The 16,580-nt window shown below is 38.4% G+C and carries 17 protein-coding genes; 11 read left to right on the top strand and 6 right to left on the bottom strand.

Annotated features, from left to right (window positions below; genetic code table 11):
* Positions 1 to 195: 195 nt before the first annotated feature.
* The 7 genes from radA (at position 196) to HH219_RS01980 (ending at position 7,187) form a co-directional block, all read left to right on the top strand.
* Complete coding sequence (gene radA, locus HH219_RS02010) at positions 196 to 1,581, top strand: DNA repair protein RadA (protein WP_054204205.1); 1,386 nt, start codon at positions 196 to 198, stop codon at positions 1,579 to 1,581.
* Between the two features lie 100 nt (positions 1,582 to 1,681).
* The gene (locus HH219_RS02005) at positions 1,682 to 2,614 is read left to right on the top strand and encodes a hypothetical protein (RefSeq protein ID WP_169326486.1); all 933 of its coding nucleotides are present in this window, start codon (positions 1,682 to 1,684) and stop codon (positions 2,612 to 2,614) included.
* A 457-nt stretch (positions 2,615 to 3,071) separates the two neighbouring features.
* Entirely contained in the window at positions 3,072 to 4,025 is a 954-nt protein-coding gene (locus HH219_RS02000) for a toll/interleukin-1 receptor domain-containing protein (protein ID WP_169326485.1), read from the top strand.
* Between the two features lie 419 nt (positions 4,026 to 4,444).
* Entirely contained in the window at positions 4,445 to 4,750 is a 306-nt protein-coding gene (locus HH219_RS01995) for a hypothetical protein (protein ID WP_169326484.1), read from the top strand.
* A gap of 308 nt (positions 4,751 to 5,058) precedes the next feature.
* Positions 5,059 to 5,304 carry a hypothetical protein gene (locus tag HH219_RS01990; protein WP_169326483.1) on the top strand — a complete coding sequence of 82 codons (246 nt, stop codon included), beginning with the start codon at positions 5,059 to 5,061 and terminating at the stop codon, positions 5,302 to 5,304.
* A 460-nt stretch (positions 5,305 to 5,764) separates the two neighbouring features.
* Positions 5,765 to 6,460, top strand: coding sequence for an aspartate/glutamate racemase family protein (locus tag HH219_RS01985; protein ID WP_169326482.1), 696 nt, complete (start codon positions 5,765 to 5,767; stop codon positions 6,458 to 6,460).
* An 88-nt stretch (positions 6,461 to 6,548) separates the two neighbouring features.
* On the top strand, positions 6,549 to 7,187 hold the full coding sequence (locus HH219_RS01980) for a GyrI-like domain-containing protein (RefSeq protein ID WP_169326481.1): 639 nt from the start codon (positions 6,549 to 6,551) through the stop codon (positions 7,185 to 7,187).
* Between the two features lie 130 nt (positions 7,188 to 7,317).
* On the opposite strand, the gene HH219_RS01975 is transcribed toward HH219_RS01980, so the two are convergent.
* Positions 7,318 to 7,620 (bottom strand): hypothetical protein, encoded by a 303-nt coding sequence (locus tag HH219_RS01975; RefSeq protein ID WP_054204201.1) that lies wholly within the window; start codon positions 7,618 to 7,620, stop codon positions 7,318 to 7,320.
* A 510-nt stretch (positions 7,621 to 8,130) separates the two neighbouring features.
* On the opposite strand from HH219_RS01975, the gene HH219_RS01970 reads away from it, so the two are divergent.
* On the top strand, positions 8,131 to 8,589 hold the full coding sequence (locus tag HH219_RS01970; protein ID WP_169326480.1) for a hypothetical protein: 459 nt from the start codon (positions 8,131 to 8,133) through the stop codon (positions 8,587 to 8,589).
* 227 nt (positions 8,590 to 8,816) lie between these two features.
* Positions 8,817 to 9,467: a YceI family protein gene (locus HH219_RS01965; RefSeq protein ID WP_169326479.1), complete on the top strand. Its 651-nt coding sequence runs from the start codon at positions 8,817 to 8,819 to the stop codon at positions 9,465 to 9,467.
* A gap of 222 nt (positions 9,468 to 9,689) precedes the next feature.
* On the opposite strand, the gene serA is transcribed toward HH219_RS01965, so the two are convergent.
* The 5 genes from serA to HH219_RS01940 form a co-directional block, all read right to left on the bottom strand.
* On the bottom strand, positions 9,690 to 10,919 hold the full coding sequence (gene serA / locus HH219_RS01960; protein ID WP_054204199.1) for a phosphoglycerate dehydrogenase: 1,230 nt from the start codon (positions 10,917 to 10,919) through the stop codon (positions 9,690 to 9,692).
* Between the two features lie 13 nt (positions 10,920 to 10,932).
* Complete coding sequence (gene rpiA, locus HH219_RS01955; protein WP_169326478.1) at positions 10,933 to 11,586, bottom strand: ribose-5-phosphate isomerase RpiA; 654 nt, start codon at positions 11,584 to 11,586, stop codon at positions 10,933 to 10,935.
* A gap of 53 nt (positions 11,587 to 11,639) precedes the next feature.
* Positions 11,640 to 12,236, bottom strand: coding sequence for a 5-formyltetrahydrofolate cyclo-ligase (locus HH219_RS01950; RefSeq protein WP_169326477.1), 597 nt, complete (start codon positions 12,234 to 12,236; stop codon positions 11,640 to 11,642).
* Between the two features lie 19 nt (positions 12,237 to 12,255).
* On the bottom strand, positions 12,256 to 12,813 hold the full coding sequence (locus HH219_RS01945) for a hypothetical protein (RefSeq protein WP_054453661.1): 558 nt from the start codon (positions 12,811 to 12,813) through the stop codon (positions 12,256 to 12,258).
* A 222-nt stretch (positions 12,814 to 13,035) separates the two neighbouring features.
* Entirely contained in the window at positions 13,036 to 14,556 is a 1,521-nt protein-coding gene (locus tag HH219_RS01940; RefSeq protein ID WP_169326476.1) for a carboxypeptidase, read from the bottom strand.
* A gap of 274 nt (positions 14,557 to 14,830) precedes the next feature.
* Here HH219_RS01940 and HH219_RS01935 point away from each other — a divergent pair, with 274 nt between their 5' ends.
* Together HH219_RS01935 and HH219_RS01930 are read left to right on the top strand one after the other, a co-directional pair.
* The gene (locus tag HH219_RS01935) at positions 14,831 to 16,063 is read left to right on the top strand and encodes a response regulator (protein WP_054204194.1); all 1,233 of its coding nucleotides are present in this window, start codon (positions 14,831 to 14,833) and stop codon (positions 16,061 to 16,063) included.
* Between the two features lie 176 nt (positions 16,064 to 16,239).
* Positions 16,240 to 16,578: a P-II family nitrogen regulator gene (locus tag HH219_RS01930; RefSeq protein ID WP_054204193.1), complete on the top strand. Its 339-nt coding sequence runs from the start codon at positions 16,240 to 16,242 to the stop codon at positions 16,576 to 16,578.
* Positions 16,579 to 16,580: the final 2 nt, after the last annotated feature.

Raw genomic sequence — 16,580 nt, 5'->3', positions numbered from 1 at the left:
AAAAAGCGTGCCCTAAAGCAAAAGTAACAAAATAGCTTTAATTATACTCCGATTGTGGCGCTGAATTGCGCTATTGGCAAGGGCAATGTTCGATGTTAAGGCAACGAAATAGTAAAATAAGCACCTAATCATAAATGAGTTTACTCAATATGCTTAGGGAGAATGAGCAAAAAGTTAGCAAAGTAGGCACTGTAAATGGCAAAAGCGGCAAAAATAGAATTTGTTTGTACCGAGTGCGGTATGAATTACCAGCGTTGGCAGGGGCAATGCCGTTGTGGGGCATGGAATACCTTAGCTGAATTCAAACCCTCTGCAGGGCAAAGTAAAAAAGCAGCTACACGAGCAGTTGTGGGGGGTTACGCTGGTGGTGTTGGTGGTGGCTCTAAAAAAATTAATGACATAACAACCACAGAGGCCGAAAAACAACTTACTGGTATTGGCGAGCTTGATCGTGTGTTATCGGGTGGTGTTACCACCGGTTCTGTAAATATTATCTCTGGCGACCCTGGGGCAGGTAAAACAACATTATTATCTGACTTAGTTGCGCGCATGTCACAGCGCATGCCTTCGCTATACTGTACCGCAGAAGAGTCACTATCACAGTTTAAAAATCGTGTTAACCGCTTAAAGCTTGATTACAACCCTGATGAACTGTACTTATTATCAGAAACCAGTGTTGAAACCATTATCGAAGAGCTTGAAAAAAATAAGATTAAGTTTGCTGTTATCGACTCAATTCAAGCGGTTGTGACCGATAACGCAAATGGCAGCCCGGGTTCTCCATCACAAGTAAAAAGTGCCGCCCAAGCGTTAACGCAATACTGCAAGCAAAACGACGTTACTATGTTTATCATTGCCCACGTTAATAAAAATAACGAAATTGCAGGCCCGCAAACACTAGTTCACATTGTTGATGCATTACTGCATATAGACACAAACGATGGTCAAATACGTACCTTGCGCGCGAATAAAAACCGTTTTGGCGACATTGATACCGTGGGTATTTTTAGAATGTGCGAACGCGGCATGTTGAGCGTTGATAACCCTAGTGAAATATTTTTATCAGGTTCTAGCACTGACTCCCCTGGTTCAACGATCACCTGTATCCGTAAAGGCAATCGTAATCTGTTACTCGAAATACAATGCTTAACTACTGAAACAGAGGCCGAGTTTCCACAGCGAGTATGTGTTGGTTTGAATATGAATCGGATTAAAATGCTGACCGGTATTTTACGTAAGCACACTAAAACAAAGATATTTCACGATACGTTTTTTAACATTGTTGGTGGCCTACGCATCGATGAAACAGAAACCTGTATTGATTTAGCGCTAGTAACAGCATTACTCAGCAGCTTAAATGAGTTTGTTGTGCCGCGTACCACTTGCATAATGGGCGAGCTGAGTTTAAATGGTGATGTACGCCCAATAGACAGTGGCGTGCCCCGCGTTAAAGAAGCTGCCCAGCATGGTTTTACCGAAATATTTATTCCATTTCGCAATTACCATAAATCAATGGAAGGGCTGGGCGCTAAAATAACGCCAGTAAAAACAGTGCACGAATTACTTAGTTTAATAAATTAAGAGGGTATTTTTGTTACAATTACCAATAACGTCAGCTTACTTATAAATGCTATTGTAAGCACAAATTAATGATTAAAAAGAACAGTAATAAGGAAATAAAATGAAAAAATTAGCGATTGTTGCAGCTGTTGTTGCACTAGCTGTGGGTGGTGCAAGCTACGCAAACTATGCGCTTACCAAAGAAGTAAAAACAGAAGTAGATCGTCAGCTTGCTTTATTAGCTAAGCAAACAGGTTCAACTGCAACCTATGAAACATTATCAGCAAGTGTGTTTTCACAAAGTGTTGAATTATCAGGTGTTGAAATCAAAGGTTTTGATAACGAAAGTATTGCGCAAATAAGCAGTATTACAGTTGCAGGTTACGAGGTTGATAAAATAGCACCGCGTACAGAGCTGTCATTAAAAGGCTTTAAATTTAGCGATGCGTTTGTAGCGCAACTACCAAATGATGCAAATAACCAACTTGCCTCAGCAAGTTACGATTTACACACGCTAATGAACTACGACGAAAACTCTGGCGACAGCGATATTGCTTTTTCGCTCAACGCAAACCAGATTGTTGCGCTTAACTTTGATCTAGGTTTAGCTAAATCAAAAGCACTAATGGAAGCTTCACTAGCAATGGGTAAAATGCAACAAGCGCAAGGTACACAGGCGTTGCCGCTTGAGCAGCAATTACAGCAACAAACTTTATTAATGCAAGCTATCTCAGAACTTGAGCCTCGTAGTATTGAAATTAAACTTAATAACGAAGGCGAGTTTAAAGCCCTTGTTGAACAAGTATTAAGTAAGCAAGGCATGACGCTAGAACAAATGCAGCAAATGGTTGAAATGCAGCTACAGCAAGCCCCTGTTAGTGACGAGCTTGCACAAGCCATTAAAGACTTCACACAAGGTTTAGGTTCATTAACCGTGTCAGCCAGTTTACCCGCAGGGCAAACAATGACAGAGATTAATCAGCAAATATTTACTTTGATGGGCCAACCAAACGAGCTAGCAGAGTTTATAAATTTAAAAGCGAAAGGTGAATAGATCGCAGAGTTATAAAAAGCTGTAAGTTGTAAGCGCGAGTATATCTCGCGCTTTTTTGTTTACTTGAGGGACTAGGTTTTAGGCGCTAGGTACTAGGAAAAACCAGAGCAGTTTGGCGTTAAATTAATCATCGTAGATTGTGACTGAGAGCAACGAAAGCCAAAGCTGAAAGAGTAAAGCTGAGTGATAGTTTCAAGGTGGAAACCGACGTTGGTATAGGTTTAGGATAGTAACTTATTGAATAATAAAGCTGTTGTTTGCTCCCATATTCAGGAAAATGAGCGACATGCGTATATTGTTTCATTTAGCTTTGCTTAAAGGTAATAGAAAACTTAGTGATGGCAATATCTTAGTTAATTTGTTAAAAATAGATTTATAAATACATAAGCGTGGCATCGGCAGAAAGATCCGCCCTTCGCGCACTATAAAATTGTTATAAGCACAAAAAGGAATATTTATGCACCCTAAAGTTTTTGTAAGTCATGCAAGCGAAGATAAAGAAAGATTTGTAACTGAATTTTCAACAAAACTACGTGAAAATGGTGTAGATGCTTGGCTCGATAAGTGGGAGATGTTACCTGGAGATAGCCTTGTAGATAAAATATTCGAAGAAGGTCTGAAAGATGCTCAAGCTGTCATCATTGTGTTGTCAAATTTTAGTGTCAAAAAGCCTTGGGTTCGTGAAGAATTAAATGCAGGTATAGTTTCAAAATTATCTAAAGGAACAAAAATAATTCCAATTGTTCTAGATAGTTGTGATGTCCCTCAATCTTTGACTTCAACCCTTTGGGAATCAATCTCAGATTTAAATGATTATGATAGTAGTTTTAAACGAGTTTTATCGTCAATTTTTGGAACAACAGATAAGCCAGCTTTAGGTAAGACACCAGCACATACATCAAGTGTTTATAATGAGATTGGAGGCTTAACCAAGGCTGATAATTTAATTTTAAAAGAGTCATGCCAATATATTATTGAAAATGGTCATAATATGGTAGATCCTGACTCATTACTTGGTAATGGTGACAAACTTGGCTTTAGTCACTCTGAGATTAAAGATTGTATTGAAGTTTTAGAGCAGAATGGTTATTTAGATGTTTCAAGATATATGGGCGGCGGTATTAATAGCTATATGTGTCATTACAGTGTAACGACATACGGCCTTCATAATTATGTCCAATCTTACCTCCCTGATTATTCTGAAACATCTGATAAAGTAGTAAGCTTGATAGTGAATGAAGGTATTAATAATAATAAGTCTTTACAAGAAAAAACTAGTAAACCAATAATGATAATTAATCATATATTGAATGCTTTAGAGTCTAATGATCATATTCAATCAGTGAAAACACTTGATGGTACATTTCATATTACTAATGTTTCTGCAAGTCTCCGTCGGGCATTGGCGTAGTGTGCTTATAACAAGTTGCTTAAACGGAAAAATAACAGTTGGCTATCGCTTCGCGATTACCGATTATAGCCAACCATTATTTTCCGCTTAGCAAGGCGTTGTGGCTGTAGAATTACTCTTTTTTAAGAAAAACAGCCTGTTTTATGGGTTCCAAATGCATTACCTAATGCTTTAAAAGCGCTTAGAGTTAATTACAGGAGCTCGTTTTTTAATTGAATTTGGCTGTTAGAGTTATTCTACAGCCTCGTTGTGGCTGTAGAATTACTCTTTTTTAAGAAAAACAGCCTGTTTTATGGGTTCCAAAAATGCATTACCTAATGCTTTAAAAGCGCTTAGAGTTAATTACAGGAGCTCGTTTTTTAATTGAATTTGGCTGTTAGAGTAATTCTACAGCCTCGTTAGTTTTCAAAAGTTGAACTATGTGGAATCAAACTGATATTGGAGAAACCATCGGAACAACAGGTTCTGAAACTGGTGAAATAATCAAGGACGAGGAGCACTCCAAAGGTGCTCGCCTAACTTTGGAAAAAGGTGGGAATATTGCGCCTTATTCCATAACAAGTGGGGTGTACGGCTGCTTCTTTCATACGACTTACTTATCAACTCTTGAAGAGGGAGTAAGCGAGTTAGATGCAATGAAAGCTGAAATATCAGAGTTCTTTGATACTCAAACAACAAGTGATGAAGAGCATGATTGGATTATGGCTTTTGTTGGTAGGCATTGAAAATTAACAAACGCTTTAACCAAAGGACGCAAAACAGCAGGCTTGTGCTCCTTCGTCGCTAATTTTAGCCTGCTATTTTGCGCCGGTTAAGCGAGGCGTCTAGGTGCATAGTGAATTACGTTATAGTCTTTATCTCGCTACTTTTAGTTTCATGCTCAAATACTGTACATTAGACTTCTATAAAGTTAATAAACGGTTCAGATATATATAACTCATACTCAAGTACTTTAACTCGTCATTATTGTGATGATGAAATTACGCAGAAAACAGTAAAGGTATACTTATCAAAGTCGCAACTAGATAAATTAGTGCAGGCTGCTTTGTTGTCCTATCAGCAGTCATTGATTGTAGATGACGAGTCAGGTGAAAATTTACAGAAAATGTGTGTAAGTAGCTACCCCTTTGAGCTTGAGTTGTATCAAAACGGTGAGGCACAATTAATTGGGCAACATTCTTGTTTTGGCATATCTGTATTGGATGATGCTATTGATGAAATAATTTATAAAAACCGCGAAGTTAAAAAATTGAAAAGCTCAAGGTGTCGTTATTACTAAAATGCACTTAACACATATGAGCCTTAACTCTGTCAATAGGCATTAGTGTTCTTTTTGACCGTTTTTATACAGTGACGGTCAACTTCAAATCAATAAACAAATTCGTTTACTTCGTCTGTCGATGCGGCTGTTAAGCAAGTTGCTTACGGCAACCACATATAGAGGCTCTCTTATTGCGATCTCATCGCAGCCTACTTTTTTCCATATCCTTGTGGATTCGCAGGGGCACTACGACTAAATGGGACATCTTATGCGTTCAAAATGTAGGGGCACTATAAATGCGATTGATTTGAAAGAGTAAGTGCTTTATCACATATATAAAAGATAAGGCGTTTAAATAAAGACCGTTAACCTTATTTTTTGTGCTTTCTTCTTCGTTTAATAAAGCCTGTGACTATACTTAGCTTAAAGCTGAGCAATGCCTACTAATTAGGTTTTATAACAAAAATTGGTGAAATTAATGAAAACGATTGGACTTTTAGGTGGAATGAGTTGGGAGTCAACCTCAAGCTACTACACATTAATTAATCAAGGCGTTAAAGCTAGGCTTGGTGGCTTGCATTGCGCTAAGATTTTTCTACACAGTGTTAATTTCGATGATATTGAAAAGCTTCAACATGAAGGTAATTGGCAAGAAACAGCTAAAATATTGACGAGTGCAGCTAAATCAATCGAGCAAGCGGGCGCTGATTTTTTAATGATTTGTACCAATACGATGCATAAAGTGGCACCTGATATTGAGCGAGAGTTATCGATTCCAATTTTGCACATCGCTGATGCAACAGCGCAATTTTTATTGCGTGATAATATTAGTAAAGTAGGGTTGTTAGGTACGCGGTTTACAATGGAGCAAGAGTTTTATAAAGGACGTATCACCGATAAGTTCGCAATTGATGTGGTTGTGCCCAATAAAGCGGATCAACAAATTGTGCATGATGTTATTTATAATGAATTGTGCCAAGGAACGATTAACCCACAATCTAAAGTTAAATACATAAATATTATTAACGCGCTTGCTAGAGAAGGTGCTCAAGCAGTGATCCTTGGCTGCACAGAAATAGCTTTGCTCGTACAGCAATGCGATACAGATATTATCTTATACGATACAACACAAATACATGCAACTTTGGGTGTAGAGCTGGCATTGGCTGAATAGGTAAGCTAATCGATATTTTAATGAGACCCTTAGCTAGAACGCCTTAATATTTAGCGTTTAATCTGCTTAGGTATAAAAGAGGATGTTTATGCAAGCTAAATATGAATGGAGGAAAAAAGAGAAAGCGCTGTATCTTCCAAAAAATCAACCTGAAATACTGGATGTGCCTGAGTTCAAGTTTATTACAATAGAAGGCACAGGCAGTCCGGCAAAAAGCATATTCACTGAAAAAATTGGCGCTTTATATTCGTTAGCCTATACGATAAAAATGACACTAAAGAAAATGGATGTGACACCAAAGGGTTATTATGACTTTACGGTATATCCTCTGGAGGGCGTTTGGGGCATTAATGAAGCTGCAAAAGCGAACTTTACCGGTGAGATCAACAAAGACGACTTTGTATATAAATTGATGATACGCCAACCCGATTTTGTGGATGAATACTTCTTTAAAGAAATGCTTGAAGTGGCAAAAGCAAAGAAGAAAAATCCATTATTAGCGCAGCTAAATTTTGAACGTTCGTCAGAAGGTCTTTGCGTACAAATGTTGCATTTAGGCATTTTTGAAGATGAACCAATCAGCTTTAAAAAAATGGAAGAGTTTGCAAAAAATGCAGGCATTGGGCGGCAATCCAAAATACATCGGGAGATATATCTGAGTGATCCCCGTAAAGTTTCACCTGAAAAACTTAAAACAGTATTAAGGTTTCAAGCGCAACGAATATAAAATGTTTAGGTGAAAGCCAAGCCCTAATCGTTGTTTTTAAGTTATTACAATAAATAAATGGCCAGTCTCACTTGTCACTAATAACAAAGTGTATGTTATAGGTCATTCCTTCACTAACTCGGCCATAAGTTTATTGCGCTGTTCTTTGTTCAGTTAAACTCAAGCGTTTATGTGAGCTGTAAACATGCTGTTGTGAATTATTTAAAATTAGAAATGCATCAATTTCTACAGAGAATAACGACGATAATGGATTAATTTCTAGCACGCCATAATCACCTAAGTTTGCACATACGAGTGCTATTTTACCATTTGCGAACAAGCTAAAATCGTGATCACGTAAATCACCGTCAACATATAATTTTACGCCGCGCATCCAAGAATTAACGACTTTAATAGTGTGACCTTTAACTTTAAATAAAAACTCTTTTCTCATAGTGAGATACCATTTTTTTTAACGTTTAACGAACCTGTAGAACTACTCGCATTTAATTTTTTTTTGTTAGTGTATCAGCGATAGGGGAGTTCCTATTTTGATACAAATATCGAGTGAAATAATAAACTGAATGACGGTTTAGATCAAATTGCAGACGGTTAATAATTATGATGTCTGAAGTCAGGGTTTGACCCCTTTGGTTTTCAAATATTGCATTTAGGCATTTTTGAAGACGAACCAATCAGCTTTAAAAAATGGAATAGTTTGCAAAAAATGCAGGCATTTAGCGCCAATCCAAAATACATAGGGAGATATATCGAAGTGATCCCCGTAAAGTTGCACCTGAAAAACTTAAAACAGTATTGAGGTTTCAAGCGCTACGAACATAAAATGCTTAGGTAAAAGCCAAGCCCTAATCGTTATTTTTAAGTTACAGGGTTTAATTGTCATTCTGATAGCGAAGTGGCATTTTTTAATCACTCAAAAGTATCAATTGCGAAAGGTTATTAAATGAAAATAGTTATATTTTTTATCATATTGGTTGTTTCTTTCAACGTCTTTTCAGACATGAAAATAAGCACTCCTTATGTCAGTATTATCAACTTAATAAGTTCTCCAGATGAATATAATGAAGTCGAAATTGAGGTGAGTGGCTATTTCCTCAAAACAGAAAAAGGTAATTTTTTATGCCTAAATATGGCTTCTTGCTTTAGTCGAGGTAAAGAAAGAATCAGTATTAGAGGTTTATCTGATCTCGATGTATTAAAAATTAATAATTGCCATATCGGCCTCACAGGTAAATACCTCTCATTGAATAAAGCAGCCCAAGGTCACTGGCCACTTATTGGGTTTATGGATGTTACAAGGGAATATTCAATGTCTTTTTATGATGGCTACGAAATTGTTAATAATTCATGTGAGCTATTTAATCAATTTCAAAAGATTAAGTATCCAAAAGAGAAAAGGTAACGTAAATGTAAGTAGCTCGTTTTTAGTGTTCACATTAGTCTTGTTCTGTGGCATTTCTTTATGATAAGCCTATTAATTAATAGACGGGGAATTGGCGGCTTTTACTCCATCATGAATATAAAAGAGAGGTGAAAATGGAAAATATGAGGCATTATATATTTTGATTTATATGCAAAATGACGTTTTGTTTTACCAATACTTAACACATCACTAATGGCTTAACTACTATGAACTCAGCATTAAAGAATACAACGCGAACATTTATACATTCGGTCTCAGTCATGTGCGGTGCGCTGTTACTGACAAGTTGTGTGAGTTGGATTGCACCCACTGTTAAATCTGAGTTGATAGCGCTTCAAGCAGGTGAATATCAGCTAGATAATCAACATGCTGCATTAATATTTAAAATCCAACATTTAGGGTTATCAACCTATGTAGGACGTTTTAATCAATTTGATGCACAACTGAACTTTGATCCTAATAATATGGCTGTCGCGTCATTAAGCGCAGTGGTGGATATTAGCTCTATCGATATTAATAATACTGAGTTAGCAGAAACCTTACAAAATAACACTTGGTTTAACAGTGAACGCTTTCCACAAGCATCATTTACTAGTCACACCGTTACGGTTGTATCTGATACCAGTTTTAATTTCTCAGGCGATTTAACGCTTAGAGGCGTTACTAAACCAGTGACGTTTAAAGCCACATTTCACGGTGGAGCAGACAACTGGATGACAGGGAAATACACCATTGGTTTTAGCGCGGTAGGTCAAATAAAACGTTCTGACTTTGGTATGGACAGTTATATACCGATTGTTGGGGATCACATTGATTTAGAAGTTTATGCGGAATTTCTTAATGTTGGCAAGCAGTAAGAATAAAGTAGGTAGCTGCTAAATCGTCAAGAGTGAAATGTGTAAACTGCATGTCGTAGGTAGCCGCTTAAATGAATAATTTCAATAAAATCAAGCTGGATGTCTTCATTATGTATGTTTACATGCTCTATTCAGGTTTAGAAAGACGATTGCTAATCTAAATAAAAGCCGTGCTTAACTTAACAGGCACGGCTTTTATTCTTTTCGCTTACAGCTTAGCTCTTAGTGCAAAATTCTCGCTCTAATCGTTCCCTCAACTGCACTTAATTCTTTAAGTGCGACTTCAGAGTGATCGGTATCCACATCTATTACAACATAACCAATGGCTTCGTCTGTTTGTAAATACTGCGCGGCGATGTTGATGCCGTGCTGGGCAAACGCTTGGTTAATTTGTGTTAGTACACCAGGGCGATTGTGGTGTACGTGTAATAAGCGGCTACGATTTGCAAGCTCTGGTAGCGATACTTCTGGGAAGTTAACTGCAGTAATTGTTGAGCCGTTATCTGAATATTTCGCTAATTTACCAGCAACTTCAATGCCGATATTTTCTTGTGCTTCTTGTGTTGAACCACCAATGTGCGGTGTTAAAATCACGTTGTCGAATTCACGCAGTGGCGAGATAAATTCATCTGCGTTAGATTTTGGTTCAACAGGGAATACATCGATGGCTGCGCCACTTAACTTTTTCTCTGTAAGGGCTTCGGCTAGGGCGTCAATATCAACCACAGTACCGCGAGAGGCGTTGATTAATATTGCGCCTTGCTTCATTACTGAAAGCTCTGCTGTGCCAATAAGGTTTTTGGTTTGCGGTGTTTCTGGTACGTGTAGGCTTATAACATCGGCGCGTTGTAATAATTGCGTTAAGTTATGCACTTGCTTGGCATTACCTAGGCTTAGTTTGTCTTCGATGTCAAAAAACTCAACATTCATGCCGATATTTTCAGCCATAATACCCAGTTGAGTACCGATGTGGCCGTAACCAATTATACCGAGTGTTTTACCTCTTGCTTCAAACGAGCCATTGGCCGTTTTTAACCAGCCGCCACGGTGTGCAATGGCGTTACGCTCAGGAATACCACGGAACAACAGGAGTATTTCACCTAGTACAAGTTCAGCAACAGAGCGAGTGTTAGAAAACGGCGCGTTGAATACTGCAATACCGCGCTGGCGGGCTGCATTTAAATCAACCTGATTGGTGCCGATACAAAAACAGCCTATCGCAACGAGCTTATCTGCGGCTTCTAAAACAGCTTCTGAGATATGAGTACGAGAACGAAGGCCGACAAAATGCACATCTTTAATACGCTCAATTAGCTCATCTTCAGGTAACGATGTTTTTACGTAATCAATGTTGCTGTAACCATTACGTTTAAGTGTTTCAACTGCACTTTGGTGCACACCTTCAAGCAAGAGAATTTTAATTTTGTCTTTTGCTAACGATACCTTACTCATATCCTCATCCTATTTATTTAATTTGTGGCCCATTTTTGGTGCCTATAATGACTTTATCTGCACCGCGATGGGCAAATAAGCCGTTAGTTACTACACCAACAATTTGATTAATTGTTAGCTCTAATTCTTTTGCTTGAGTGATTGATAAATTGTGAACGTCTAAAATGACATTGCCATTATCAGTCACCACTCCATGGCGATAAACAGGGTCGCCGCCAAGCTTTAGTAATTCACGGGCTACATAGCTTCGCGCCATTGGAATCACTTCGACTGGCAGTGGAAACTCACCAAGTGTGTCGACTAGTTTCGTATCATCAACAATACATACAAACTGTTTAGCCACGGCTGCAATTATTTTTTCGCGGGTGAGAGCTGCGCCGCCGCCTTTGATCATTTCGTTTAGGGTGTTGATCTCATCAGCGCCATCTACGTATACATCAAGGCCATCTACATCGTTTAATTCGTATACTTCAATGCCTAGTTCTTTTAACTTTGCAGTTGATGCATCAGAGCTTGAAACCGCACCTTTAATGGTGTCTTTTATTGTGCCAAGGGCGTCAATAAAATGATTTACCGTTGAGCCGGTGCCAACACCTACTATCGTGTTTTCTTTTACAAACTCTAGGGCTGCCCAAGCAGCGGCTTTTTTTAATTCGTCTTGTGTCATAGTTTTATGCTCTATAGGTGGAGTTGCTAAACGTTAGTATACAAATTAATTGCTTACCAATGATAGATTTTCTGTGGTGTGATTATGAACTTTAGTGGTACATCCCACGATTCAATTGGTAAATTTTCCACATGTTGGCATTGATATGCAAGGCCTATTAGTTGTGGTTTTTGCCAATTTTCTTTTTCGTAGCGCGCCAACGTTTTATCATAAAAGCCACCCCCCATCCCTAAACGGTTGCCGTGATCATCAAATGCAACTAATGGCATAAGTAGATAATCAAGCTCTGCAAGTGGGCATATCTGACTACAATTTAACTTAGGCTCCAAGATACCATAGCGATTTGGCCTCATGGGTGAATTTTCTTCATAGCGCTGAAAGTATAAAGTAGTGCCGTTAAATGGGTGAATGATAGGGAGGTAGGTGGTGTGGTTTTTAGACCAAAGGTCTTTTATTAACAATGATGTATCTAATTCTGAATCATTACTTAAATAAATACCTACATGGGCATTTTGAGTTGTTTTTTGTAGTTTTAAATGTTGAGTAAAATTCACTTTGAGCGCAGAGGCTGCAATTTTTTGTTCATTATTTGACAGTGAATTGCGTTTTCTTCGGGTTTCTTGACGGATTGTGGCTCTTTGTTGGCTCATTTTAAGCGTATATTACCTTTTAACTATCCAAAATATTAAAAAAATCAGGAAACAAAAACGATAAGCCCAATACAATTAATAGCAGGATCACCATCGATATCAGTGAATATAATAAAATATTACTGCGTTTTTTTACCGGGGTTGTTAGTTCGTCATCGATGAGTAAGTCGTCATCTTGCCAATCATCGGTTTCATCTTCTAAAGGTTGTTGTGCTGTAGCAGGTAAACGCTGTTCTAAGTCGTCGAGCTTTTCTTCTATACGAATTAAGCTGCTTGTAATGTAATCAAGGGCATTAAAAATACGTTCGTCACGTAAGCTTGCTGTGTCGTTATTATTTGTTGCCGAGGCTGAATTATTTAGTGGCAGTAACTTGCTCGTGATACCAACACTGGCAAGTAACTTGGCTTGTTTTAATGCTTTTTCTTTTTCACATGGTGCAAATAGAGGTTTGTTGTCAAAAAAGGCAGCGACTTTGCTTGTGGGGGCTTTTAGCTTTGTAGCTAATTGGGTGATCGCTTGTGCTTGCTCTGTATCTGGCGCTAGCCCTGCAAACATGACACGGAAGTTTTCTGCCATCTGTGTTTTCCAAAAACGTGAGATCAATAGTTTGAGTATATACCCAAGCCACCTAAAGATGCGAGTGTCGTTGGAATTAAAAGCGATTTAGCCAAGGTATTATTACAAGGTAACGCTTCGACCCTAAGCCCTTGTAACATCCTAAATACGCGACTTGGGTAGATCAAAATCATGGGTAAAAAAAAGCCCGCAATAAGCGGGCTGTTGTAAACGTTAATACGATTAGTATTTTGCAGCTTGGCCTTCTTTAGGCAATGCTTTGAGCATAAAGTCACGTAAATCGTTATTTGAACTTTCTAAATCGGCATGACGTAGGTACATCATGTGGCCACTACGGTAGCCTTTAAAGCTTAAACGATCGCGCATTTTACTGCTTGGATCGAGCTGCCACATAGTGTATTTAGCATCAAAGTAGTTTGTTGCGCCATCGAAGTAGCCGGCTTGAACAAGTACATTAAGATATGGGTTTTGTGCCATTGCTAAACGTAGGTTCTCGCCTGTTTTGTTATTACTGCGATCCCACGGGTGAACATTACCAAACAAGTTGTATTTTATGTCTGTTTTATAGTTAAGCTCTTCACGAAGATAATGGTTAATAGCCGGTGTAAATGAATGCAACCACGACGTTAGCTCAGGCCAATAGTCAGGTGATTCGCCAGCGTCACGTTTATCAATTCCTAGGTAACGTGAATCTAAACGCCCCAGTGTTTGCCCGCGTTCACGTAATAGTTCTTTCCAAAAGAAGTTGTTTGGAATATCAAGGTTGTTTTGCTGAACAAATTTTTCAGATACCCCTGCATAAAGCGCCATTTGTTTAATAATCGCGTTCTTTTCTTCATCACCAATAAAACCACCTTTTGCAAGTGCAGGAATTAGTTTGTTGATAGTAAAATTTTCTACCTCAGGCAGTAATTCATCTAGATCTTTAGCTTGTAGTTCCGGGCTTAGTGCTTTGTGATACCAGGCAGTGGCAGCAAAGTATGGCAGGCGGTTAGCGGCTTTTACTGGGCCATCGCGTTTAATCCCAATATCAGTAGGGGACACTAAAACAACACCGTTGATGTACATCCATTGACGATTTTGTAGTTCATGAGCAAGGCCAGATACACGCGTAGTGCCGTAGCTTTCACCGATTAAAAATTTTGGTGAGCGCCAGCGTTCATTACGATTTACAAAAGTATTTAGCCATTCTGCTAAGTATTTTATGTCGGCATTTACGCCAAAAAACATACTCTTTTGTGCATCTTTGCTTAATAATTCGCCTTTATCATTTTCAATTACCCGCGAGTACCCTGTATTTACAGGGTTTACGTAAACTATGTCAGCAACATCAAGCACAGAATATGGGTTGTCTTTAACGCCATAAGGTTGAATTGGGTAACCTTCGTCATCAATTTTTAATACGCGTGGTCCAGTATAGGCTAAGTGCATCCATACAGATGCAGAACCTGGTCCGCCATTGAATGAAATTAGTAATGGGCGCTTAGTGCGATCATCGACCTTATCTCGCTCGTAGTAAGTGTATTGCAAGGTGGCAACCGCATCGCCTTTATCGTCCCACACCGGCTGTGTACCTGTGGTAGCGGTATAAGAAAAACGCTCACCATTAATACGCGCTTTATGTTGAGTTACAACATTACTGTCAACGTCGATTCGGCGTTGATTGTCTGTGGCATAACTACTGGTTGTTACACTAACTGTTAGTGCGGCCAGAGATAAACTAATGATACTGACAAGCTTCATGGGGGATCCTTTAAACGAAAGTTAGCCTATTAAAGATAATTTTTTAGAAAATAACAAAGGTAATGAGACTAGCTACCAGTATTAATCGTTAAGAGGCGGAAGTTTATATTAGCTTTTTTCAAAGAAAGTATGCTTTATGCGTATATTAACCTTAATAGATTTTGATTATTACAAGAGTGGAGTATATTCCATGCTAAATTATTACGTTGTGCTTTGTTGTTTCTTAGGGAAGGGATAAAACAAGCAAAATCCATCTGCAGTATAGAGAAGATTTATGCAAAGAGTTTTAGTGGTTGAAGATAGTAAAGTTGTTCAGCAAGTGTTGCGCCATTTAGTTGCCCACTACCTTAATGTAGCAGTTGATTTTGCTTGGTCACTAGCAGAGGCTAAAGAATATATAAGCAATCAAAACTATACTTTGGCGCTTGTTGACTTAACTCTTCCCGATGCAATGAACGGTGAGGTTGTTAAATACACGTTGGAAAAAAATGTTCCTACAGTTGTTTTAACCTCAAAAATTGATGAATACAAGCGCCAAGAAATGCTCGAGATAGGGGTTGTTGATTATGTTATTAAAGACAACCGTGATTCGTATCATTACGCTGTAAAATTGGTTGCACAATTATTACGTAATCAAGGATGTAAAGCATTAGTTGCTGATGACTCGTTACTAAGTCGTTCATTGATGAAACAAATGCTAGAAAAGCAGTTGTTTGATGTACAAGTGGCCCATGATGGTGAAGAAGCGCTAAAAATTCTAAAAAAAGACGCTGAAATTAAACTACTCATGACTGATTACGCTATGCCTACTATGGATGGTTTTGAATTAGTTAAAGCGGTGCGCAATTTTAGAGGGCGTGATGATTTAGCCATCATAGGGTTATCTGGGGCTGGCAAACATGGCCTATCAGCACGCTTTATAAAGTATGGCGCTAATGACTTTTTAACAAAGCCATTTATGAACGAAGAGTTCCATTGTCGGGTATTGCAAACAATGGAACAACTTTCGTTAATCGCAGATATTAAAGAAAGTGCATATCGTGATGATTTAACTGGTTTATATAATCGACGTTACTTTTATCAATTTGCAGAGTCGCTTTTAAAGGAAACAGCACGTAAAAATAGCTTAGCATTGCTGGATATTGACTTTTTTAAAGCGATTAATGACAAGTTTGGTCATGAAGCGGGTGATCAGGCATTAAAGCAAGTTGCGTCTTTATTACGCAGCTCTTTCAAAGGTTTTACGGTAGCGCGTGTAGGTGGTGAAGAGTTTGCAATTGTGTTGGCTGACATCAGTTTAGAGCAAGCATACCCGCTACTTGATGCATTTAGATCACGTCTTGCTGCGTATGACTTTGTTATAAATGGTCAGTCATTTACCATTACGGTAAGCATTGGCTTAGCAAACTTTCAAAATGTAACATTAACGAGTGCGATGCGCTTGGCAGATAAGGCGTTATATCAAGCAAAAGCGCAAGACAGAGATTGTGTTGTACAACAAAGCTAGTGTGCTGCACCAGCACTGTAGAAATGTTAATAAAACGCACCTATATGGTGCGTTTTTTATTGCTTAAAATTAACTTTAATTAATAAGCTCTTGTTTAATAAGAGCTTTAAATAGTGGCACAAAGGTTGGATTATCTAAGGAAACAGGATAACAATAAGCGTCCGAAGGGGGCCACTATGAAAATGATTAGTGCAATAATAAAGCCATTTAAACTGGATGATGTGCGAGAAGCATTGGCTGATTTAGGCATTGAAGGAATGACCGTTGTTGACGTTAAAGGGTTTGGCCGTCAACGAGGGCACACCGAGTTATATCGCGGCGCCGAATATCAAGTCGATTTTATTCCAAAAATAAAGATCGAAATTGCTACTCGTAGCGAAAATTGCCAACGTGTTGTTGAAACCATTACTAAGGTTGCTTCAACAGGAAAAATAGGTGACGGTAAAATTTTCGTTTACGACTTGGATCAAATTGTCCGTATTCGTACGGGTGAATTAGATGAAGAAGCAATTTAAGG

It is taken from the genome of Pseudoalteromonas sp. NEC-BIFX-2020_015, from assembly GCF_012952265.1.
Lineage (GTDB): Bacteria > Pseudomonadota > Gammaproteobacteria > Enterobacterales > Alteromonadaceae > Pseudoalteromonas > Pseudoalteromonas neustonica.
The sequence above is the reverse complement of the archived record's forward strand: the minus strand, read 5'-3'. Positions and strand labels throughout refer to the sequence as shown.

Coding starts and splice junctions, on each gene's coding strand:
- radA (WP_054204205.1), top strand. CDS start 196: ATGGCAAAAGCGGCAAAAATAGAATTTGTTTGTACCGAGTGCGGTATG.
- HH219_RS02005 (WP_169326486.1), top strand. CDS start 1,682: ATGAAAAAATTAGCGATTGTTGCAGCTGTTGTTGCACTAGCTGTGGGT.
- HH219_RS02000 (WP_169326485.1), top strand. CDS start 3,072: ATGCACCCTAAAGTTTTTGTAAGTCATGCAAGCGAAGATAAAGAAAGA.
- HH219_RS01995 (WP_169326484.1), top strand. CDS start 4,445: ATGTGGAATCAAACTGATATTGGAGAAACCATCGGAACAACAGGTTCT.
- HH219_RS01985 (WP_169326482.1), top strand. CDS start 5,765: ATGAAAACGATTGGACTTTTAGGTGGAATGAGTTGGGAGTCAACCTCA.
- HH219_RS01980 (WP_169326481.1), top strand. CDS start 6,549: ATGCAAGCTAAATATGAATGGAGGAAAAAAGAGAAAGCGCTGTATCTT.
- HH219_RS01975 (WP_054204201.1), bottom strand. CDS start 7,620: ATGAGAAAAGAGTTTTTATTTAAAGTTAAAGGTCACACTATTAAAGTC.
- HH219_RS01970 (WP_169326480.1), top strand. CDS start 8,131: ATGAAAATAGTTATATTTTTTATCATATTGGTTGTTTCTTTCAACGTC.
- HH219_RS01965 (WP_169326479.1), top strand. CDS start 8,817: ATGAACTCAGCATTAAAGAATACAACGCGAACATTTATACATTCGGTC.
- serA (WP_054204199.1), bottom strand. CDS start 10,919: ATGAGTAAGGTATCGTTAGCAAAAGACAAAATTAAAATTCTCTTGCTT.
- rpiA (WP_169326478.1), bottom strand. CDS start 11,586: ATGACACAAGACGAATTAAAAAAAGCCGCTGCTTGGGCAGCCCTAGAG.
- HH219_RS01950 (WP_169326477.1), bottom strand. CDS start 12,236: ATGAGCCAACAAAGAGCCACAATCCGTCAAGAAACCCGAAGAAAACGC.
- HH219_RS01945 (WP_054453661.1), bottom strand. CDS start 12,813: ATGGCAGAAAACTTCCGTGTCATGTTTGCAGGGCTAGCGCCAGATACA.
- HH219_RS01940 (WP_169326476.1), bottom strand. CDS start 14,556: ATGAAGCTTGTCAGTATCATTAGTTTATCTCTGGCCGCACTAACAGTT.
- HH219_RS01935 (WP_054204194.1), top strand. CDS start 14,831: ATGCAAAGAGTTTTAGTGGTTGAAGATAGTAAAGTTGTTCAGCAAGTG.
- HH219_RS01930 (WP_054204193.1), top strand. CDS start 16,240: ATGAAAATGATTAGTGCAATAATAAAGCCATTTAAACTGGATGATGTG.